The organism is Pseudacidovorax sp. NFM-22, from assembly GCF_021401245.1.
In the GTDB taxonomy this organism is placed as follows: Bacteria; Pseudomonadota; Gammaproteobacteria; order Burkholderiales; family Burkholderiaceae_C; genus Xenophilus.
Window position 1 is genome coordinate 642455 of the sequence record NZ_JACBFY010000002.1, and the last position, 20568, is coordinate 663022.

Sequence of the window (20568 nt, forward strand, 5' to 3'; positions counted from 1 at the left end):
GCCCGTTCGGTGCGGCGAGAAGGATCAGTCCGCCACGCGCGGCTTGACCTTCCCCGCCGCCTCCTTGGCCCGCGCGCGGGCCGTGTCCACATCCTCCGCATGGGCCAGCGCCACGCCCATGCGGCGCTTGGCGAAGCTCTCGGGCTTGCCGAAGAGGCGCAGGTCGGTGCCGGGCACCGCCAAGGCCTCGGCCACGCCGTCGAAGACGATGCCGGTGGCATCCACGCCGCCGTAGATGACGGCGCTGGCGCCCGGGCTCTTGAGCGTGGTGTCCACCGGCAGGCCCAGGATGGCGCGGGCGTGCAGCTCGAATTCGCTCTGCCATTGCGTGGCGAGCGTGACCAGGCCGGTGTCGTGCGGGCGGGGGCTCACCTCGCTGAACCACACCTCCTCGCCCTTGACGAAGAGTTCCACGCCGAACAGGCCCTGGCCGCCCAGGTCGGCCGTCACGCGCTCGGCGATGTCCTGCGCCTTGCGCAGTGCCTCGGGGTGCATGGGGTGGGGCTGCCAGCTTTCCACATAGTCACCGCTGACCTGCAGGTGGCCGATGGGCGCGCAGAACTGCGTCTGCACCTGGCCGTCGGCGCCCAGGGCGCGCACCGTGAGCAGCGTGATCTCGTAGTCGAAGTCGATGAAGCCTTCGACGATGACGCGGCCCTTGCTCACGCGGCCGCCGGCCATGGCGTAGTCCCAGGCCTTCTGCACGTCGGCGGGGCCGTCGATCTTGCTCTGGCCCTTGCCGGAGCTGCTCATCACCGGCTTGACGATGCAGGGGTAGCCGATGCCCTTGCCGTCCTTCCCATCGATGGCGGCCTGCAGCTCGGCCAGCGAGTCGCAGAATTGGTAGGGGCTGGTGGGCAGGCCCAGCGTCTCGGCGGCCAGGCGGCGGATGCCTTCGCGGTCCATGGTCAGGCGAGCGGCGCGGGCGGTGGGGATCACGCGCACCAGGCCGGCTTCTTCCAGTTCTTCGAGCTTGGCGGTGGCGATGGCCTCGATCTCGGGCACCACCAGATGCGGCCGCTCGGCCGACAGCAGCGCTTCGAGCTGGTCGGGGTCGCTCATGGTGATGGTGCGGGCGCGGTGGGCCACCTGCTGGCCGGGGGCGTTCTCGTAGCGGTCGACGGCGATGGTCTCCACGCCCAGGCGCTGCAGCGCGATCAGCACTTCCTTGCCGAGCTCGCCGGAGCCCAGGAGCATCACACGGGTGGCGGAGGGGGACAGGGGGGTGCCGAGGCGGGTCATGAGCGTGCTTTCGGGGGGCGGGAACGGAGAAGGCCGCAATGGTAGCCAGCGACCGTGTCCGCGGGCCAGGCAGCCACTTGGCACAAGCCGCCGGGGCGCCCGGCTCCTAGAGTGGCGCGATGCCCGCCGCGCACCGCCGTGCGCGCGCCCGAAGGCCGACAGGAGACACCCGCGCCATGCAATACACGCACGAGCACCAGGAGATCCGCAAGACCCTGCGCCGCTACATCGACGAGGCCATCAACCCGCAGGTCGATGCGTGGGAAGAAGCCGAGATCGCCCCGCTGCACGAGATCTTCAAGGGCCTGGGCGCGCTGGGCCTGCTGGGCCTGAACAAGCCCGAGGAATACGGCGGCGGCGGCCTGGACTACAGCTACGCCATGGCCATGGCAGAAGAGCTGGGCCATGTGCGCTGTGGCGGCATTCCCATGGCCATCGGCGTGCAGACGGACATGTGCACGCCGGCCCTGGCGCGCTTCGGCAGCGAGGAACTCAAGCGCGAGTTCCTGGCCCCGGCCATCGCGGGCGAGCAGGTGGGCTGCATCGGCGTGAGCGAGCCCGGCGCCGGCAGCGACGTGGCAGCCATCCGCAGCACCGCACGCAAGGACGGCGACGACTACGTCATCTCCGGCCAGAAGATGTGGATCACCAACAGCCTGCAGGCCGACTGGATGTGCATGCTGGTCAACACCAGCGACGGCCCCGTGCACCGCAACAAGTCGCTGGTGATGGTGCCGATGGACCGGCCCGGCATCGAGAAGGCGCGCAAGATCCGCAAGATCGGCATGCACAGCAGCGACACGGGCCTGATCTACTTCGACGAAGTGCGGGTGCCGCAACGCTTTCGCATCGGCGAGGAAGGCCAGGGCTTCATCTACCAGATGCAGCAGTTCCAGGAGGAGCGGCTGTGGGGCGCGGCCAGCTCGCTGCTGCCCATGGAGGAGTGCATCGCCGAGACGGTGCAGTGGGCGCAGGAGCGTCGCATGTTCGGCGCCACGCTGGCCGACCAGCAGTGGGTGCAGTTCAAGCTGGCCGAGTTGCAGACCGAGGTGGAGGCCCTGCGCGCCCTCACCTACCGCGCCTGCGACCTGCATGTGCAGGGTGAGGACGTGCTCACCCTGGCCTCGATGGCCAAGCTCAAGGCCGGCCGCCTGACCCGGCAGGTGGCCGACACCTGCCTGCAGTTCTGGGGCGGCATGGGCTTCACGCTGGAGAACCGCGTCTCGCGCCTGTACCGCGACGGGCGGCTGGCGTCGATCGGCGGCGGTGCGGACGAGGTGATGCTGGGGATCCTGGCGAAGACGCTGGGGATCGCGAAGCGGGCGGCGCGCTGAACGCGGCAGGAAGCTGAGCGCTAAAGACGCGCCGCCGCCTCCGCCGTTCGCGCTGAGTTCGTCGAAGCGCCGCGCCCGGCTTCGACAGGCTCAGCCCGAACGGTGGTGGGTCGAACGGTGGTGGGCCGAGCGGTCGGCGGTCCGAACGCACAATGGCCGGATGCCTTTCTCCATTCGCCCGGCTCTCGCAGTGCTGCTGACCGCCAGCATGGCGGCGGGCTGCAAGGCACCGCCGCCCGATCCCACCGAGGCCGCGCTCGCGCTGCAGAACGCAGGCCCGGACGACGTGTTCCAGGGCGTGCTGGACGGCCAGCCCATCCACCTCGTGATCCACGACTGCGCGGTCTACCGCATCGTGTCGATGCAGGGCACGCAGGTGCAATGGGAGCAGGTGCTGGCACCGAAGCCCTACTACCCCGGCAACCTCCTCACCAGCTGCCAGCGCCATTCGCTGACGTCCGATGCGCAGGGCGTGACGGCCGAACTGGGCCGCATGGCCTTCGGCGCAGGCGGCTGCTGCGCCACAGGCGGCACCTACCGCTCGAAGGACGGCCTGACCTGGACAAAGACCCGATGAAGCCCGAAGACCTCGAACGCCTGGCCACGCTGCCCATGCCCTTCGGCAAGCACAAGGGCACGCTCATCGCCGACCTGCCCGGCAATTACCTGGCGTGGTTCGCACGCGAAGGCTTCCCCAAGGGCGAGATCGGCCGGCTGCTCGCGCTGATGCTGGAGATCGACCACAACGGCCTGCGGCCGCTGCTGGCGCCGCTCAAGCGGGCGCCCGGCCGGCGCCCGCCAGGCGGTTGACCCGCGCCAGATCAACCGGCTGGGCGGGCCTCCAGCCGCACACCCAGCGCCCTGACCACACGCAACACGGTGTCGAAGCGGGGCTTGGCGCCGGGCGCGAGCGCCTTGTAGAGCGATTCGCGGCCCAGGCCGGCATCCCGTGCGATCTGCGCCATGCCCCGGGCGCGTGCGATATGGCCGAGCGCGGCCACCAGCTCGTCGGCATCGCCGTCCGCCATCACCTGCGACAGGTACTCGGCAATCGCCTCGTCGCTGTCGAGCATCTCGGACATGTCGAAGGCATGAAGGGTGTCGGGCATCTCAATACTCCTTGGCCATGGCCTGTGCGCGCTGGATGTCGCGTTGCTGCGAAGACTTGTCGCCGCCCGCAAGCACGATGACGATCTGCTACCCGCGGCGCGTGTAATACACGCGATAGCCGGGCCCGACGTCGACGCGCATCTCGGTCACGCCCTCGCCGACGGACTTGCTGTCGCCCGCGTTGCCCGCGGCCAAGCGCTCCAGCCGGCGCGCAAGGGCAATGCGGGCGCGTAGGTCGGTCAAGCCGCCGAGCCAACGTTGGAAGGTGGTGGTGAGCTGGACGTCCAGCATCGCCGAATTGTATCCACTCGAATACAAACCACCAAGAGAACCTGGCAGCCCTCACACCTCGTCCGGCACCGTCTTCAACTCGTCCAGCCACACCCGCGATTCCGAATCGCTGGGCGCGCGCCAGTCGCCGCGGGGCGAGAGCGAGCCGCCGGAGCCCACCTTGGGTGCGTTGGGCACGCAGCTGCGCTTGAACTGGCTGATCTGGAAGAAGCGGAACAGGAAGGTGCCCAGGTGCTTCTTGATCTCGGCCAGGGTGTACTGGTTGCGCTCGCCATGCAGGGTGTCTGGCCACGGCCCCTTCTCGCGGTCGTGCCAAGCGCACCAGGCCAGGTAGGCCACCTTGGACGGCCGCATGCCGTGGCGCACCGTGTGGTACAGGTGGAAGTCCTGCAGCTCGTAGGGGCCGACCACGCTCTCGGTGCTCTGCGCGGGCTCGGCGCCCTGGCTTTCGGCATCGGCCGGCACCAGCTCGGGGCTGATCTCGGTGGAGAGGATGGCCTGCAGCACCTGGCTGCCTTCGTCACCCAGCAGGCCCTTGCCCGCCACCCAGTTGACCAGGTGCTTGATCAGCGTCTTGGGCACGCTGGCATTCACGTTGTAGTGCGACATGTGGTCGCCCACGCCATAGGTGCACCAGCCCAGCGCCAGCTCGCTCAGATCGCCCGTGCCGGCCACGATGCCGCCATGGTGGTTGGCCAGGCGGAACAGGTGGCTGGTGCGCTCGCCGGCCTGCACGTTCTCGAAGGTGACGTCGTACACCGGCTCGCTGCGGCCGAAGGGATGGCCCAGGTCGGCCAGCATCTGCCGGCAGCTGGGGCGGATGTCGATCTCCTGCGCGGTGCAGCCCACCACGCGCATCAGCGCATGGGCCTGCTGCAGGGTGCGCGTGCTGGTCGCAAAGCCGGGCATGGTGTAGGCCAGGATGTCGGTGCGCGGACGGCCCAGCCGGTCCATGGCCTGCGCCACCACCAGCAGCGCATGGGTCGAATCGAGCCCCCCCGAGATGCCGATCACCACCTTGCCGATGCGCGAGGCCTCCAGGCGCTGCACCAGCGACTGCACCTGGATGTTGAAGACCTCGTAGCAGCGCTCGTCCAGCGAGCGCGCGTCGGCCGGCACGTAGGGAAAGCGCTCCACCGTGCGCATCAGGCCGCCGGGCACCTGCGCGGGCGGGGCCAGGTCGAACTCCACCGTGCGCCAGGTGGCCAGCTCAGCCTTGTGGCGGCGCGCGGTCTCGCCGAAGCTGGTCAGGCGCATGCGCTCGTGGGCCAGGCGCTCCAGGTCCACGTCGGCCATGAGCAGGTGCGACTGGTTGGCGAAGCGCTCGCTCTCCGCCACCAGATCGCCGCATTCGTAGATGAGCGACTGGCCGTCCCAGGCCAGGTCGGTGGTCGATTCGCCGATGCCGGCCGAGGCATAGAGATAGGCCGCGACGCAGCGCGCCGACTGCTGGCCCACCAGCGCGTGCCGGTAGGCCGACTTGCCGACGATGATGTTGGAGGCCGAGAGGTTGACCAGCACCGTCGCGCCCGCCAGCGCCGCGAAGCTCGACGGCGGGATGGGCGTCCACAGGTCCTCGCAGATCTCCACATGCAGCGCGAGCAGCGGCAGCTCGCGGGCGCGCACGACGATGTCGGTGCCGAAGGGCACGCGGTGGCCGAAGAGCTGCACATGGTCCGTGATGGCGCTGCCGGACGCATTGAACTGCCGGGCCTCGTAGAACTCGCCGTAGTTGGGCAGGTAGGTCTTGGGCAGCACGGCCAGCACCCGGCCGCGTGCGACCACCACCGCGCAGTTGAACAGGCGGTGCTCCACCCGCAGCGGCAGGCCGACCACGGCCACGGCATTCAGGTCGCGCGAGGCCTCGACCACCTGGGCCAGCGCCGCTTCGCAGCCATCGAGCAGCGCGGACTGGTGGAACAGGTCGTCGCAGGTGTAGGCCGACAGGCCCAGCTCCGGAAAGGCCACCACCGCCGCGCCCTGGGCCTCGGCCTCGCGGTAGAGGCGGATGGTCTCGGCGGCGTTGGAGAGCGGATCGGCCACGCGGTTGCGCGGCATGGCCACGGCCACGCGGGCGAAGCCGTGGCGGTAGGGGTTGAGGAAGGGCAGGTCGTGCTTCATGGTCGGGACGGCAGGGCGGGCGGTCGGCATGCGCGGCGGGGCGCACAGCCATGCGGTGGGCGGCGCAGGGGCCACTTCGCCAAGCACTCTACGACAACGGCTGCGGCCGGGCGTGGCGGCGATCGCGCCGCCCTTGTCGGACAAAGGCGGGAGCGCGGCAATGCGGTCATCCACGATTCCTCCCAAGTGGCCGCCCATGATCCGCGCCAAGCCACTCTGGCGACCTGCGCTCCCGGCGCCGGCGCCCCGACCCGATCCATGCGCTTTCTGTTCCGCGGCCGACCGCTGCACGCCGCCCTCGGCGCCTTCGCCCTCTTCGCCGGCAGCCATGCCGCGTGGGGTGCCGAGCCCTTCACCATCCGCGACCTGCGGGTGGAAGGCCTGCAGCGGGTGGAACCCGGCACCATCTTCCATGCCCTGCCCCTGCATGTGGGCGACACCTACACCGACGACCTTGGCTCGGCGGCCATCCGGGCGCTGTACGAGCTGGGCATGTTCAAGGACGTGCGGCTCGACATCTCCGGCAACGTGCTGGTGGTGATCGTGGAAGAGCGCCCGACCATCGCGGGCGTGGACTTCGAGGGTGCCAAGGAATTCGACAAGCAGGCCATGACCAAGGCGCTGCGCGAGGTGGGCCTCGCCGAGGGCCGGCCCTACGACAAGGCCCTGGCCGACCGCGCCGAGCAGGAGCTCAAGCGCCAGTACATCGGCAAGGGCTACTACAGCGCCAGCGTACAGACCACCGCCACGCCGCTGGAGAACAACCGCGTCAACATCAGCTTCACGGTGACCGAGGGCGAATCCGCCCGCATCACCGAGGTGCGGGTGGTGGGCGCCAAGGCCTTCAGCGAGAAGACGCTGCTGGGCCTGTTCGACCTGGACGCGGGCAACTGGATGAGCTGGTACACCAAGTCCAACCAGTATTCGCGCGCCAAGCTCGACGCCGACCTGGAGACGCTGCGCCAGTACTACCTGACGCGCGGCTACATGGACTTCCGCATCGACTCCACGCAGGTGGGGCTGTCGGCGGACCGCCAGTCGGTGACGGTGACGGTCAACATCACCGAGGGCGAGCGCTTCGTGGTGGCCGGCGTCCGGCTGGAGGGCGACTACCTGGGCCGCGAGGACGACTTCAAGTCGCTGGTGACGGTGCGGCCGGGCGACTACTACAACGGCGACGACGTCACCGCGACCACGCGCGCCTTCACCGAGCATTACGCGCGCTTCGGCTTCGCCTTCGCCAAGGTAGAGGCCGTGCCGGACGCCGACCGGACCACCGGCCGCGTGACGATGGTGTTCAAGGGCCTGCCGCGCCAGCGCGTGTTCGTGCGCCGCATCCTGGTGGGCGGCAACGCGCGCACCCGCGACGAGGTGATCCGGCGCGAGATGCGGCAGTACGAATCGGCCTGGTACGAAGGCGACAAGATCAAGCTGTCGCGCGACCGGCTCGACCGACTGGGCTACTTCAGCGACGTGGACATCCAGACGCAGGAGGTGCCCGGCTCGCCCGACACGGTGGACCTGATGGTGGACGTGAAGGAAAAGCCCACCGGCTCGCTGAACCTGGGCGCGGGCTACTCCAGCACCGACAAGGTGACGCTGACCTTCGGCATCACGCAGGAGAACGTCTTCGGCTCGGGCAACTACCTGGGGCTGAACGCGAGCATCGGCTCGTACAGCACCTCGGTGTCGGTCTCGGCCATCGACCCCTACTTCACCGCCGACGGCATCTCGCGCATCATCAGCGTCTACCAGAACACCACGCGCCCGTCGTACGCCGCGGACGGCAACTACAAGCTCACCACGCAGGGCGTGTCGCTGAAGTTCGGTGTGCCCTTCGACGAACTCAACCGGGTGTACTTCGGCCTGGGCCTGGAGCGCTACTCCTTCAAGCCGGGCACCAACGGTGCCTATACGCTGGTCGACGGCAGCTACGTCTACACGGCGACGCCGCAGGCCTACCTGGACTACTTCGAATGCTCGGGCACCGCGCCCAGCGTGGTGTGCGCGCGCGACGCCATCACCGGCGTGCCGCTGACCATCGGCTGGTCGCGCGACACGCGCGACAGCGCCCTGGTGCCCACGCGCGGCACCCTGCAGAACGCCAACGCCGAATGGGGCCTGGCCTCGGGCGCCCGCTACCTCAAGACCAGCTACCAGTACCAGCGCTACTTCCCCATCAGCAAGCAGTACACCTTCGCCCTCAACGGCGAGCTGGGCTGGGCGCGCGCGCTGGGCGGCGACACCTACCCGGTGTTCAAGAACTTCTATGCCGGCGGCCTGGGCTCGGTGCGCGGCTTCGAGAGCAACTCGCTCGGCCCGCGCGACAGCGTGACGGCCGGCGCGCTGGGCGGCCTGCGCAAGGCCATCGTCAATGCGGAGCTGAGCACGCCCTTCCCGGGTGCGGGCAACGACCGCACGCTGCGGCTGTTCGGCTTCTTCGACGCGGGCAACGTGTTCGCCGACCGCACCTCGTCGCTGACGGATGCGCAGTGGAAGGCGCAGCAGAAGCTGCGCGCGTCGGTCGGCCTGGGCGTGAGCTGGCTCTCGCCGCTGGGGCCGCTGAGCCTGGCCTATGCGGTGCCCGTGCTCTACCAGAAGGAAGACACCGCCGCCGGCATCACGGCCGATCGCACCCAGCGCTTCCAGTTCCAGATCGGCACATCGTTCTGAAAGGAGCCCTCCCATGACCCGTTCACGAATCCATTCCTTGCGGCGCTGGACCGGGGGCGCCGCGCTTGCGGCCCTGCTGGTCGCCGGTGTCCCCGCGCAGGCGCAGGCACTGCCGCCCCAGGCGCAGGTGACCGCCTGCGTGGCCCTGGCCGACGGCGGCTACAGCGTGAGCTACCGCCTGGGCGGCCACGACTACAGCACCTGGATGGCCCAGCCGCCGACCGGCGTGCCGGTGACGTCGGCGCCTGCCGCCATGGCCAGCACCGTCCCGGCCACAGTGCCGGTGGAGCCGGGCGTGGTGGTGAGCGGTGCCCCGGTGCTGGTCGCCGCGCCGGCGCCGGTGGTGGTGGCCAGCGGCTATGCGGTCGACCCCTGGTGGGTGGGCCTGACCGCCCTGAGCGTCGGGCTGGTGCTCGGCGGCGGCTGGCACGGCCCCCATCCCGGCCCGCGCGGCTCCTTCTTCATGCACGGCCCCGGCCGCTGAAGGCCGAACCCTTCGCCGGCCCCGCCGACGAAAGAGAAGGGGCCGCACGAGTGCGGCCCCTTCTGCTTCTGCCTGATGGGCTGGCCGCCGGAGCGTGGGCGTCCGGCCCGGCCCGCCGGGCTTACTCGATGCGCGCGCCGGAGGCCTGGACGATGCCCTTCCACTTGGCGACGTCGTCCTTGACCAGCGTGGCGAACTCGGTGGTGGACATGGCCTGGTACTCGGCACCCTGCTCGTGGATGGCCGCCTGCACGTCGGGGCGGGCCAGCAGCTTGTTGACCTCGGCATTGACCTTGTCGACCACCGGCTTGGGCGTGCCGGCCGGCGCGAAGATGCCGTACCAGGTGCTGACGTCGAAGTCCTTGCCGTAGCCGAGTTCGGCCACGGTCGGGATGTCGGGCAGGGAGGTGCTGCGCTTGGCCGAGGTCACGGCCAGCGGGCGCAGCTTGCCGGCCTTGATCTGCGCGATGGCCGAAGGCAGCGACGAGACCAGCAGGTCCACGTTGCCGGCCAGCACGTCCATCATGGCGGCGTTGCTGCCCTTGTAGGGCACGTGGCGGATCTGGATCTTGGCGGCGGTCTTGAAGATCTCGCCGGCCAGGTGGATGGTGGTGCCGTTGCCCGGCGAGCCGAAGGTGACGGCATCGGGCTGGGCGCGCGCGGCCTCGACCACGTCCTTGAGCGTCTTGAAGCGCGATTCGCTGCGCACCACGATCACCACCGGCGTGTAGGCCACATGGGCCACGGCCGTCAGGTCCTTGACCGGGTCGTAGCTCAGGTTCTTGTAGAGCCAGGGCGCGACGACCATGTTGTCCTTCTGCCCCATCACCAGGTCGTAGCCCGTGGGCTGGGCCCGCGCCGCCTCGGCGATGCCGATGGTGCCGCCCGCGCCGCCGCGGTTGTCGGGCACCACGGTCCACTTGCTGACCTCGGTGAGCTTGTTGGCGACGAGGCGCGACAGGATGTCGGTGCCGCCGCCGGGCGGGAAGGGCACGATCAGCCGAATCGGCTTGGCCGGCCAGTCGGACTGGGCGAAGGCCGGGGCGCCGGCCAGCGCAAGGCCGGCGGCGGCAAGGGAGGAAGCGACGAAGTCGCGGCGGGTGGCAGTCATCTCAGTCTGTCTCCAGTCAGGAAAAAAGCGCCGACCTGACGGCTCGGCGCACGAAAAAACGCTATTACTTTCATAGCGACAAAATCAATTTCAGCAACGCTTCGTCTCCCATTTGATTCCCATCGATGTGGAGACTGCTTACGCGCTTATCCCTACACACCAAGTCAGCCAATGGTCAGCCTCGGGCGACGACCCTCGCCCCCGTTTCAACACAAGGTCTCGAGGAGAAGCAACGAAATGGCCATCAAAAGCCAGGCTGACTTTTTTTCCGGTGTGATGTTCATGGCCGTGGGCGCAACGTTCGCGGTCGGCTCCACCAACTACACCATCGGTGACGGGGCCCGCATGGGCCCGGGTTATTTTCCGCTCATGCTGGGGGTGCTGCTCGCGCTCATCGGTGCGGTGATCTCGCTGCAGGCCATGGTGGTCGAAACCGCCGATGGGGGCAGGATCGGCCGCTGGGCCTGGAAGCCATTGGCTTTCGTGCTCGGCGCCAACCTCGCCTTCGGCGTGCTGCTGGGCGGCCTGCCCAGCATCGGGCTGCCGGCGATGGGGCTGATCATCGCCATCTTCGCGCTCACCATCATCGCCAGCATGGCGGGCAACCAGTTCAATCTGCGCGACTCGCTGATCCTGGCGGTGGTGCTGGCCGTGGGCAGCTACCTGGCCTTCATCGTGGCCCTCAAGCTGCAGATCCAGGTGTGGCCCACCTTCATTTCGGGCTGATCGGGAAAGAACGACAACCATGGACTTCAACCTGATCTCCAACCTGGCCACGGGCTTCGGCGTCGCCGTCACCTGGACCAACCTGCTCTATTGCCTGATCGGCTGCATCCTGGGCACGCTGATCGGCGTGCTGCCGGGCATCGGCCCGGTCGCGACCATCGCCATGCTGCTGCCGGCCACCTATGCGCTGCCACCGGTGTCGGCGCTGATCATGCTGGCGGGCATCTACTACGGCGCGCAGTACGGCGGCTCGACGACGGCCATCCTGGTGAACCTGCCGGGCGAATCGTCGTCGGTGGTCACCTGTATCGACGGCTACCAGATGGCGCGGCAGGGCCGGGCGGGCCCCGCGCTGGCGGCCGCCGGCCTGGGCTCGTTCTTCGCCGGTTGCGTGGGCACGGTCATCCTGGCCGCCTTTGCGCCGCCGCTGACCGAACTGGCCTTCAAGTTCGGCCCGGCCGAGTACTTCAGCCTGATGGTGCTGGGCCTGATCGGTGCCGTGGTGCTGGCCTCCGGCTCGCTGCTCAAGGCCATCGCCATGGTGGTGCTGGGCCTGCTGCTGGGCCTGGTGGGCACGGACGTGAACTCCGGCGTGGCGCGCTTCAGCTTCGACATTCCCGAGCTGACGGACGGCATCGGCTTCATCGTGGTGTCGATGGGTGTGTTCGGCTACGGCGAAATCATCGGCAACCTGTCGCAGGGCGAAGAGGAGCGCGAGGTCTTCACCAGCAAGGTGACCGGCCTGTGGCCCACCGGCGACGACTTCAAGCGCATGGCCCCGGCCGTGCTGCGCGGCACGACGCTGGGCTCGGCCCTGGGCATCCTGCCGGGCGGCGGTGCGCTGCTGGCTTCGTTCGCCTCCTATGCGCTGGAGAAGAAGCTGAAGATGTCGCCCGGTGAAGTGGCCTTCGGCCGCGGCAACATCCGCGGCGTGGCCGGTCCCGAGTCGGCCAACAACGCCGGTGCGCAAACGTCGTTCATCCCGCTGCTGACGCTGGGCATTCCGCCCAACCCGGTGATGGCGCTGATGGTGGGTGCCATGACCATCCACAACATCCAGCCCGGCCCGCAGGTGATGACCAGCAACCCCGAGCTGTTCTGGGGCCTGATCGCCTCGATGTGGCTGGGCAACCTGATGCTGATCATCCTGAACCTGCCGCTGATCGGCATGTGGATCAAGCTGCTGAAGGTGCCGTACCGCCTGCTGTTCCCGGCCATCGTGCTGTTCTGTGCCATCGGCGTGTACTCGACCAACAACAACACCTTCGACGTGTGGATGGTGGCGATCTTCGGCTTCGTGGGCTATGTGTTCATCAAGCTGCGGGTGGAACCGGCGCCGCTGCTGCTGGGCTTCATCCTGGGGCCGATGATGGAAGAGAACCTGCGCCGTGCGCTGCTGCTGTCGCGCGGCAGCTGGAGCGTGCTGGTCACGCGCCCGATCTCGGCCGGCCTGCTGGTCGCCGCCCTGGCGCTGCTGACCATCGTGCTGCTGCCGGCCGTGAAGTCCAAGCGCGAAGAGGCCTTCGTCGAGGAGTGAGGCGCTGCTTCTTCTGAGCGGACATGGGTCACCATGTCTGCTTCCTTCCGGGGCCCTTGATGGGCCCCTTTTCGTTTTTTTGCGCCGGGGGGGCTTAACTGAGTGGCTCTCGTGATGGTGGCGCGACCTGGCCTGTGTTCTGGTTGGGGCACTTGGGCACTTGGGCACTTGGGCACTTGGGGCGATGGTCCGGCCCTGGCGCCGGTGAGGGCGTGGCGGCGCTTCAAGTGGGGCGGTCGGCTTCGCCGACGCCCCTGCGGTGCTCGGTCGGACGGGCCGCGGCATAACTCGCGACGTTCACTGCGTTCACTCTGCTCGGACAAATGCCGCGAGTCAGTTCACGAAGCGGGCCTGTCCTTCGGCAGGCCCGCAGCCCGTCCGCCCTGCGCTCCTCGGCGCCCCACAGGCGCGCCGCCACGCCCTCACCGGCACCAGGGCCTGCGTTGCGGGTGATCAGCCGGCATGACTGCTGCGCATAGCCCCTCTCCCCTCGCGGGAGAGGGGTTGGGGAGAGGAGGGTCACACCACCACTGCGCTTCTTGCGGGCCACCGTCCCCCTCTCCCCCGCCCTCTCCCGCGAGGGGAGAGGGAGCAAGAGGCGCCGCGCGATCGACGCGGAGAGCACTGGCCTCCGTCGATCACCCACGCCAGTCTCCACGCGCCGGTGACGGGCTCAGGGTGCGTGGGCGATTTCGGGGTCGGCGAGGAGCGCAGGATGGACGGGCTGCAGGCCTGCCGAAGGACAGGCCTGCTTCGTGATCTGACTCGCGGCGTTTGTCTGAGCGCAGCGCGAAGCGCGTAGCGAGTTATGCCGCGGCCCGTCTGTCCGAGCACCGCAGCGGAGTCGGCCCGCAGGGCCGACCGACCCCGTATGAGCCCGCGCGCCCTGGGCCCGGCGCCGGCGCGCACCCCGGCCCGAATCCCGAGACCACCCCCGCGCAAACCTCACTCCGCCACGTAGTCCGACACCACCTTCCACTTGCCATCCACGATCTGCGACAGCCGCGAGGCGTTGTTGCCCAGCCGCTTGGTCGCCGTGAACGTCATCTTGGGCGAACCGAACATGTCCGGCTCGAAGGTGCTCGCGTCCATGATCTTGATGAACGAGTCGGTCGTCAGGTTGGCGCCCGCCTTCTGCGCCACCTGCGCGAAGTCGTCCACGATCATGTAGCCGTAGACCGAGAACACCGTCGGGTCCTCGTTGAACTTGGTCTTGTACTTGTTGGCCCAGAAACGGATCTTGTCGTTCTGCTCGTCGGTGTACGGGTTCTGCACCGTCATGGTGGCGTACATGCCGTCCATCGCCTTGCCGCCCAGCTTGTGGATCAGGTCGGTGTAGGCCGCGCTGGAACCCAGGAAGACCGGGTTGAAGCCGGTCTTGCGCGACTCGGCGATGGTGCCGATGGTCTCGCGGATGATGGTGCCGAGCACCACCACCTCGCAGCCCGCCGCCTTCATCTTCGCCACCTGGCTGCTGAAGTCGGTCGCGCCGCGCTTGAAGCTGGTCTTCTCGGCCAGCTCCATGCCCGCAGCCTTCAGGCCGGCCTCGGCACCGCGGTTCACCTCCAGGCCGAACTCGTCGTCCTGGTAGATGGTGCAGACCTTCTTGGCGTTCTTCTCCTTCACCATCTTCGGCAGCGCCATGCGGATCTGGTCGTAGTACGTCGCGGCGAAGGAATACTTGAGCCGGTTGAGCGGCTCGTACATCTCGCGCGCCGCCGTGATCGGGAAGAAGTTGATGATGTTCTTGTCGAACTGCACCGGCATGGCCGCCATGTTCTGGGCGGTGCCGATGTGGCCGGCCATGATGAAGATCTTGTCCTGGTTGACCAGCTTCTGCGCCGCCAACACGGCCTTCTTGGGGTCGTAGCCCGAGTCCTCGACGTAGAGCTTGAGCTTGCGGCCGTTGATGCCGCCCTGCTCGTTGATCTCCTCCACACGCAGCTGCATGCCGTTGCGGGACTGCTTGCCGAAGCCGGCCAGCGGGCCGGACAGGTCCTGGATGGTGCCGATGCGGATCTCGTCCTTGCTCACGCCCTGCTGCTGGGCATGGGCCAGCGGGAGGCCGAGCGCGAGAAGGGCGACCGAGGTCGCGGCGGGGCGGATGGTCTTCATGGCTGTCTCCTGGGGGGTCGGGGTATCGGGGGCTTGCGGACTGCAGAGCGGGGCTTCGACAGGCTCAGCCCGAACGGCTCAGGGCCCATCGGTGCCTGCGCCATGCGTGCGTCCTCTTACGCTGCATACATCGCATCGATCTGCGCGGCGTACTTGGCCTGCACCAGCTTGCGCTTGAGCTTCATGGTGGGCGTCAACTCTTCGTCCTCAGCGCTGAGCTGGGTGTCGAGCAGGAAGAACTTCTTGATCTGCTCGACGCGCGCGAACTTGGCGTTGACGCGGTCGATCTCGCCCTGGATCAGGTCCTGCACCTCGCGGGCGCGCGTCAGGCTGGCGTAGTTGCTGAAGGGCACGTCGTGGTCCTGCGCGTATTTCTCGACGTTCTCCTGGTCGATCATGATGATCACCGTGAGGTAGGGCCTGGCATCGCCGATCACCACCGCGTCGGTGATGTACGGGCTGAACTTGAGCTCGTTCTCCAGCTCGCTGGGCGTGATGTTCTTGCCGCCCGCGGTGATGATGATGTCCTTCATGCGGTCGGTGATGCGGAAAAACCCGTCCGCGTCCACCGTGCCCACATCGCCCGTATGCAACCACCCATCGGGATCGATGGTCTCGGCCGTCTTCTCCGGCTGGTTGAGGTAGCCCATGAAGACGTTGGGCCCGCGCACGCGGATCTCGCCGGTGCCTTCGTCGATGCGCACCTCGTTGTACGACGTGGCCGGGCCGATGGAGCCGGGCTTGATGCGGTCGGCCGGCATGCCGGTGGAGGCGCCACCGGTCTCGGTCATGCCCCAGACCTCCAGCATGGGCACGCCCAGCGCCAGGTACCAGCGCACCAGGTCGGGCGAGATGGGCGCCGCGCCCGTCACCAGGAAGCGCGCGCGGTGGATGCCGATGAGCTTGCGCACGTTGTCCAGCGCCAGCACGCGCGCCAGGCGGAACTGCAGCTTCAGCGCGCCATCGACCGGCTGGCCGGCCAGCACGCGGTCGGCGATGCGCTCGCCCACGCCGATGGCCCAGGCATAGGCGGCGCGCTGCAGCGGCGTCGCTTCCTTGAGCGCGATCATCACGCCGGAATAGAACTTCTCCCACACCCGCGGCACGGCCAGGAAGACCGTGGGCGCGATCTCGCGCACGTTCTCGGGCACCGTCTCGGGGTTCTCGACGAAGTTGAGCACCGAGCCGGTGTACATGGCGAAGTACTCGCCGCCCATTCGCTCGGCCACGTGGCACAGCGGCAGGAAGCACATGCGCTCGTCGCGCTCGTCCTGCGCGATCAGCGTGTTGTAGCCGCGCATGGCGTACACCAGGCCGCCATGGCTGTGCATGGCGCCCTTGGGTTTGCCCGTGGTGCCCGAGGTGTAGATCAGGATGGCCAGGTCGGCGGGCCTGAGCTGTCCGACGCGCTCGTCGATGGCCTGTGGATGCAGCCGCAGGTGCTCGCGGCCCAGGGCGCGCAGGTCCTGCAGCGACATCACGTCGGGGTCGTGGAAGTCGCGCAGCCCCTTCATGTCGAAGACCACCACCTTGCGCAGCCGCGGCAGTTGCGCACGCACGGCCAGCGCCTTGTCTAGCTGCTCGTCGTCCTCGACGAAGAGGACCGTGGTCGACGAGTCCTCGCACAGGTAGTGCACCTGGCTGGCCGCGTCAGTGGGATAGATGCCGTTGGAGACGCCCGCGCAGCTGAGCACCGCCAGGTCGGCCAGCACCCATTCGATCACCGTGTTGGACAGGATCGACGCGCAGTCGCCGGGCGCGAAGTCCAGCGCCATGAGGCCATGGGCGATCTCGGCCACGGCCTCGGCCGTCTGCTGCCAGGTCCAGGCGCGCCAGATGCCCAGCTCCTTCTGGCGCATCCACACGCGCTCGCCGCGCAGGCGGGCAGCGTTCCAGAACACGGCGGGCAGCGTCTCGCCGGGCACCACGATGTCGGTGCGCGGCGCCATGTGGGCCGTGTCCCAGAGCCCGGCGGGCACGCGGGCGGGGCCGGTGGCGGGCACGGCAGAAGCGGCAGCCGGCGCGGAGGCATCGAGCCCGGCGCGAAGGAAGGCCGTCGCGGTGCGGGCGAGGTGGAAGGGCGTGGTGCGCATGGTGCGGGCCTCTCGTCGTCAACGCCAGGTCTTCTTTTTCTTCCAGCGCCGCTCGCCGCGGGCGCCGGTCTCCTGCATGCCGAGGTAGAACTCCTTGATGTCCTCCTTCTCGCGCAGGCGCTCGCAGCTGTCCTCCATGACGATGCGGCCGTTCTCGAGCACGTAGCCGTAGTCGGCCGCGTTGAGCGCCATGTTGGCGTTCTGCTCCACCACCAGCAGCGTGGTACCGCGCTCGCGGTTGATGCGCACCACGATCTCGAAGATCTCCTTGGTGAGCTTGGGCGACAGGCCCAGCGAGGGCTCGTCCAGCAGGATCAGCTCGGGCGCGGCCATGAGCGCGCGCGAGATGGCCAGCATCTGCTGCTGGCCGCCGGAGAGCAAGCCCGCGTCCTGCGCCGCGCGCTCGCGCAGGATGGGGAAGTAGCCGAACACCGTCTCCAGGTCCCGCGCCACGCCGTCGCGATCGCGGCGGGTGTAGGCGCCCATCAGCAGGTTGTCGCGCACCGACAGCAACGGGAACACCTCGCGCCCCTCGGGCACGTGCGACAGGCCCTGCTGCACGATGAAGGCGGGGTCGCGCGCGGTGATGTCGCGGCCCTTGAAGTGCACCGTGCCCTTGCGCGGATCGATGATGCCGGAGATGGTCTTGAGGATGGTGGTCTTGCCCGCGCCATTGCTGCCCAGCACGGTGGCGATCTCGCCGCGCCGCACCTTGAGGCTGACGCCGCGGATGGCCTTGATGGGGCCGTAGGCGCTCTCGACGTTGAGCAGCTGCAGCACGTCCTCGGCCGGAACGGCGTCCATGCCCTGCGGCATGGCGGCGTGCACCGGCAGCGTGGTCGAGGCGATGGCGATGCCGGTGCTCATGGGCGTGCTCCTTCGTGACCCGCGGCGGAACATCCACCCGATGCGGCGGTGCGCCTCATGCCGCCACCTTCGGCCGCCGCAGGCTGCTCACGTCCTCGGCAGTGCCCAGGTAGGCCTCGATGACCCGCGCATCGGCCTGCACCTCGCGGGCGCTGCCCAGGGCCAGCACCTCGCCCTGGGCCATGGCGAGCACGCGGTCCGACACCTTGGAGACCAGCGTCATGTCGTGTTCCACCATCAGTACGGAGATGCCCAGCTCGTGCTGGATGTCCTGGATCCAGAAGGCCATGTCCGCGGTCTCCTCCACGTTCAGGCCGGACGAGGGCTCGTCCAGCAGCAGCAGCTGGGGCTCGGTGCACAGCGCGCGCGCCAGCTCGACCACCTTGCGCACGCCATAGGGCAGGCCGGCCACCAGCGAATCGCGGTGGTGCTGCAGGTCCAGCAGGTCGATCACCTGCTCAGCCTTCTCGCGCGCGGCCACCTCGGCGGCGCGGGTGGCGGGCGTGAAGAAGAGCTCCGACCAGAAGCCCGTGCGGCGGTGCACATGCCGGCCGATCAGCAGGTTGTGCAGCACCGTCGCATGCTCGAAGAGCTCGATGTTCTGGAAGGTGCGCGCGATGCCCAGCGCCGCGATGGCGTGCGGCGGCTGGTCGGTCAGCGTCAGCGGCGCCGCGCCGCCGTTCCAGGTGATGCGGCCGGTGGTGGGCTGGTAGATGCGGCTGATGAGGTTGAACACCGTCGTCTTGCCCGCACCGTTGGGGCCGATCAGCGTGAACACCTCGCCGCGCCGCACGTCGAAGCTCACCTGGTTGACCGCCAGCACGCCGCCGAAGCGCACGCTGAGGTCCTGGGCGGAAAGCAGCACGTCGCTCATTTCAACCTGTCGGACTTGGTGAAGGACTTCTGCCGCTTGAACATGCCGCGGCGGTAGAAGGGAAAGAGCTGCAGCCAAGCGCGCACCTTGAGCCAGCGACCGTACAGGCCCATGGGCTCGAAGAGCACGAAGGCGATCAGCACCAGGCCGTACACCAGCCCCTGCAGGCCGGGCGCCTGGCCGATGGCCTCGGGCAGCCAGTCCTTGCTCAGCGCAATGAGCTGCGGCATCGAGATCAGGAAGATGGCACCCAGGAACACGCCGTGCACCGAGCCCAGCCCGCCGATCACCACCAGCAGCAGCAGGTCGATGGACTGCAGGATGCTGAACTGGTCGGGCGAGAGGAAGCTGATCTTGTGCGCATAGAGCGCGCCACCCAGCCCCGCGAGTGCCGCCGACAGCGCAAAGGCCAGCGTCTTGTAGCGCGCCAGGTGGATGCCCATGCTCTGCGCCGAGATCTCCGAATCGCGGATGGCCACGAAGGCGCGTCCGGTGGGCGCGCGCAGCAGGTTGAGCACGCCCAGCGTGCACAGCACGGCCGTGGCGAGGCAGACGAAGTAGAAGGCCTCGCCGCCGCCGAAGTCCAGCCCGAAGAGCCGGGGCGACTTCACGTGCAGGCCGGCGTTGCCACCGGTGAGGCCTTCCCATCGCGCGAACACCTCCTCCACGATGAAGCCGAAGGCCAGCGTGGCGATGCCCAGGTAGATGCCCTTGACCCGCAGCGCCGGCATGGCCACCACCACGCCCACCGCCGCGGACAGCAGCGCGGCCGCCACCATGGCCAGCGGAAAGGGCACGCCCAGGTTGACCAACACGCCCTGCGTGTAGGCCCCCGTGCCCAGGAAGGCCGCATGGCCGATGGAGAACTGGCCGGTGAAGCCCGCCAGCAGCATCAGCCCCAGGCCCACCACCGAGTAGATGAGCACGAAGTTGAGCTGCGCCAGCCAGTACTCGTCCAGCAGCCAGGGCGCGGCCAGCAGCACCACGCCCAGCAGCGCATACCAGAAGCGGTGCCCGCCGTGCTTGGCCAGCGCGATGTCCTGCGCGTAGGAGGTCTTGAAGATGAAACGCATGGCTCAGACCTTCTTGCGCAGCTTCTCGCCGAACAACCCGTTGGGCTTCACCATCAACATGGCCAGCACCACGATGTACGGCGCCGTGTCCTTGAAGCCGTCGGGCAGGTAGAAGCCCGCCATCGACTCCACCACGCCGATGACCAGCCCGCCCACGATGGCCCCGGGCAGGCTGCCGAAGCCGCCCACCACCGCAGCCGGAAAGGCCTTGAGCCCGATGAAGCCCATGTTGGCATGCACGAAGGTGATGGGCGCGAGCAGGATGCCCGCCACCGTGGCCACCGCCGCCGCCAGGCCCCACACCAGTCCGTTGAGCCGCTTGACCGGGATGCCCATGTAGTACGCCGCCAACTGGTTCTGCGAGCTGGCCTGCATCGCGATGCCCAGCTTGCTGTAGCGGAACATGGCAAAGAGCAGGCCGCACAGCACGGCCGTGGCCGCGATCACCACCGCCTGCTCCACGTTCACCACCAGGCCGCCCAGGTTCCAGACCTGGTCCTTGTAGGGCACGGGCAGCGTGTGGGTCTCGGTGCCGATGCCGGGCACCATGGTGATCAGCCCGCGCGCCACGTAGCCGATGCCGATGGTCAGCATGACGATGGAGAACTGCGGCTGGCCCAGGATGGGCCGGATCACCACCAGCTCCAGCAGCGCGCCGAAGGCCACCAGCGCCGCCACCGCCAGCACCGCCGCCAGCCAGAAGGGCAGGCCCAGCAGCGTCATGGCCGCAAAGGCCGCGAAGGCGCCCAGCATCATCAGGTCGCCCTGGGCGAAGCTGACGGTCTCGGTGGCCTTGTAGATGAGCACGAAGCCCAGGGCGATCAGCCCGTAGATGCAGCCCTGGGCGATGCCCGAGAGCAGGAGTTGCAGCACCTGCATGTGCGCGCGGCGTCCGTCGTCGCGGGGATGAGGCGGGA

Annotated in this window: 18 protein-coding genes; 7 read left to right on the forward strand and 11 right to left on the reverse strand. The window is 68.6% G+C overall.

Annotation, left to right across the window (positions count from 1 at the left end):
- Positions 1–24 precede the first annotated feature (24 nt).
- Positions 25–1242, reverse strand: a complete 1218-nt coding sequence (purT, locus tag L0984_RS08540) for a formate-dependent phosphoribosylglycinamide formyltransferase (protein ID WP_234193279.1) — start codon at positions 1240–1242, stop codon at positions 25–27.
- Between the two features lie 176 nt (positions 1243–1418).
- On the opposite strand from purT, the gene L0984_RS08545 reads away from it, so the two are divergent.
- The 3 genes from L0984_RS08545 to L0984_RS08555 all read left to right on the forward strand — a co-directional run bounded on the left by L0984_RS08545 (position 1419) and on the right by L0984_RS08555 (position 3386).
- Positions 1419–2576: an acyl-CoA dehydrogenase family protein gene (locus L0984_RS08545; RefSeq protein ID WP_234193280.1), complete on the forward strand. Its 1158-nt coding sequence runs from the start codon at positions 1419–1421 to the stop codon at positions 2574–2576.
- A gap of 160 nt (positions 2577–2736) precedes the next feature.
- Positions 2737–3153: a hypothetical protein gene (locus tag L0984_RS08550; protein WP_234193281.1), complete on the forward strand. Its 417-nt coding sequence runs from the start codon at positions 2737–2739 to the stop codon at positions 3151–3153.
- A complete protein-coding gene (locus L0984_RS08555) occupies positions 3150–3386 on the forward strand; it encodes a DUF3820 family protein (protein WP_234193282.1) in 237 nt (78 codons plus the stop codon). The genes L0984_RS08550 and L0984_RS08555 overlap by 4 nt, the downstream gene beginning before the upstream one ends.
- Positions 3387–3397: 11 nt before the next feature.
- Here the strand turns inward: L0984_RS08555 and L0984_RS08560 are convergent, their stop codons facing one another.
- The 3 genes from L0984_RS08560 to L0984_RS08570 all read right to left on the reverse strand — a co-directional run bounded on the left by L0984_RS08560 (position 3398) and on the right by L0984_RS08570 (position 6098).
- Positions 3398–3685, reverse strand: coding sequence for an addiction module antidote protein (locus L0984_RS08560; protein ID WP_017759720.1), 288 nt, complete (start codon positions 3683–3685; stop codon positions 3398–3400).
- Positions 3686–3773: 88 nt separating this feature from the next.
- Positions 3774–3977, reverse strand: a complete 204-nt coding sequence (locus L0984_RS08565) for a type II toxin-antitoxin system RelE/ParE family toxin (protein WP_370645913.1) — start codon at positions 3975–3977, stop codon at positions 3774–3776.
- A gap of 51 nt (positions 3978–4028) precedes the next feature.
- Complete coding sequence (locus L0984_RS08570) at positions 4029–6098, reverse strand: NAD(+) synthase (protein ID WP_234193283.1); 2070 nt, start codon at positions 6096–6098, stop codon at positions 4029–4031.
- A gap of 258 nt (positions 6099–6356) precedes the next feature.
- On the opposite strand from L0984_RS08570, the gene bamA reads away from it, so the two are divergent.
- Both bamA and L0984_RS08580 read left to right on the forward strand, forming a co-directional pair.
- Positions 6357–8771, forward strand: a complete 2415-nt coding sequence (gene bamA, locus L0984_RS08575) for an outer membrane protein assembly factor BamA (RefSeq protein ID WP_234193284.1) — start codon at positions 6357–6359, stop codon at positions 8769–8771.
- A 13-nt stretch (positions 8772–8784) separates the two neighbouring features.
- Positions 8785–9255, forward strand: coding sequence for a hypothetical protein (locus tag L0984_RS08580; protein ID WP_234193285.1), 471 nt, complete (start codon positions 8785–8787; stop codon positions 9253–9255).
- Positions 9256–9376: 121 nt separating this feature from the next.
- Here the strand turns inward: L0984_RS08580 and L0984_RS08585 are convergent, their stop codons facing one another.
- On the reverse strand, positions 9377–10366 hold the full coding sequence (locus L0984_RS08585; RefSeq protein ID WP_234193286.1) for a Bug family tripartite tricarboxylate transporter substrate binding protein: 990 nt from the start codon (positions 10364–10366) through the stop codon (positions 9377–9379).
- A gap of 237 nt (positions 10367–10603) precedes the next feature.
- Here L0984_RS08585 and L0984_RS08590 point away from each other — a divergent pair, with 237 nt between their 5' ends.
- Positions 10604–11092, forward strand: coding sequence for a tripartite tricarboxylate transporter TctB family protein (locus L0984_RS08590; protein WP_234193287.1), 489 nt, complete (start codon positions 10604–10606; stop codon positions 11090–11092).
- Between the two features lie 19 nt (positions 11093–11111).
- Positions 11112–12629, forward strand: a complete 1518-nt coding sequence (locus L0984_RS08595; protein ID WP_234193288.1) for a tripartite tricarboxylate transporter permease — start codon at positions 11112–11114, stop codon at positions 12627–12629.
- 945 nt (positions 12630–13574) lie between these two features.
- Here the strand turns inward: L0984_RS08595 and L0984_RS08600 are convergent.
- The 6 genes from L0984_RS08600 to L0984_RS08625 form a co-directional block, all read right to left on the reverse strand.
- Positions 13575–14744: an ABC transporter substrate-binding protein gene (locus tag L0984_RS08600; RefSeq protein ID WP_234193289.1), complete on the reverse strand. Its 1170-nt coding sequence runs from the start codon at positions 14742–14744 to the stop codon at positions 13575–13577.
- Between the two features lie 116 nt (positions 14745–14860).
- Positions 14861–16693 carry an AMP-dependent synthetase/ligase gene (locus L0984_RS08605; protein ID WP_234193725.1) on the reverse strand — a complete coding sequence of 611 codons (1833 nt, stop codon included), beginning with the start codon at positions 16691–16693 and terminating at the stop codon, positions 14861–14863.
- Between the two features lie 162 nt (positions 16694–16855).
- Entirely contained in the window at positions 16856–17641 is a 786-nt protein-coding gene (locus tag L0984_RS08610) for an ABC transporter ATP-binding protein (protein WP_234193726.1), read from the reverse strand.
- A gap of 118 nt (positions 17642–17759) precedes the next feature.
- Positions 17760–18578 (reverse strand): ABC transporter ATP-binding protein, encoded by an 819-nt coding sequence (locus L0984_RS08615; protein WP_017760361.1) that lies wholly within the window; start codon positions 18576–18578, stop codon positions 17760–17762.
- Positions 18575–19651: a branched-chain amino acid ABC transporter permease gene (locus L0984_RS08620; protein ID WP_234193290.1), complete on the reverse strand. Its 1077-nt coding sequence runs from the start codon at positions 19649–19651 to the stop codon at positions 18575–18577. Before L0984_RS08620 ends, L0984_RS08615 begins: the two co-directional genes overlap by 4 nt.
- A gap of 3 nt (positions 19652–19654) precedes the next feature.
- Entirely contained in the window at positions 19655–20530 is an 876-nt protein-coding gene (locus L0984_RS08625) for a branched-chain amino acid ABC transporter permease (protein WP_234193291.1), read from the reverse strand.
- Positions 20531–20568 lie beyond the last annotated feature (38 nt).